The sequence below is a fragment of the Undibacterium sp. RTI2.2 genome, assembly GCF_035018705.1.
In the GTDB taxonomy this organism is placed as follows: Bacteria; Pseudomonadota; Gammaproteobacteria; order Burkholderiales; family Burkholderiaceae_D; genus Undibacterium.
In genome coordinates this window covers 1-564 of record NZ_JASJXN010000135.1, presented here as the reverse complement: position 1 = coordinate 564, position 564 = coordinate 1, and the positions used below count along the sequence as shown (strand labels likewise).

Annotated in this window: 1 protein-coding gene; it reads left to right on the top strand. The window is 47.5% G+C overall.

All coding sequences use genetic code 11. The features are described from left to right. The first annotated feature begins 235 nt into the window (after nt 1–235). Complete coding sequence (locus QN395_RS21430; protein ID WP_322118943.1) at nt 236–502, top strand: hypothetical protein; 267 nt, start codon at nt 236–238, stop codon at nt 500–502. Nucleotides 503–564: the final 62 nt, after the last annotated feature.

Here is a 564-nt window from a genome sequence, read left to right as displayed (position 1 = left end):
GCCTTCGATAGTATGGACGCGTTGACCAATGCGGACTCATTAGGTTGTAGGACTTCATACTCTGGTATTGATTTTGTTTCGGAAAAAATTTTCAGACAGTCACCAAACCACCAATCAACATCAACTTCTGCATCGAAAAAAACATCGTCGTTAAGACAGTCGTCCCTGAAATAAACCGCAACACCAAGCAGGAAGCGGTTTACAAGACGAATAAGAACCTATAAATTCACTAGGAATGGCAAATCACTCTGCGAAATCTGGTGAATTGATGACTCCCAAAGAGACTGACTTCAAACGCGAACATGAGCTGTTCCGGCTCGAATTGAACAACATGGTGGATCATCGCCATGCTCTGGTAAAACTCTCCCACCAAATTAACTGGCAAGCGTTTGTCACCGAGTTCGGGCCACTCTACGCCGAAGGCAAAGGGCGTCCGGGCGTTGCCATCCGTTTGATGGTCGGCTTGAACTACCTCGAACACACGTTCAATTTATCCAGATAGCGCGTAAAACACGGTCCTTCAGGGCGGTGATATCAGCGCGGGAGGCGTCAGCCTCATTGCTT

Coding starts and splice junctions, on each gene's coding strand:
- QN395_RS21430 (WP_322118943.1), top strand. CDS start 236: ATGGCAAATCACTCTGCGAAATCTGGTGAATTGATGACTCCCAAAGAG.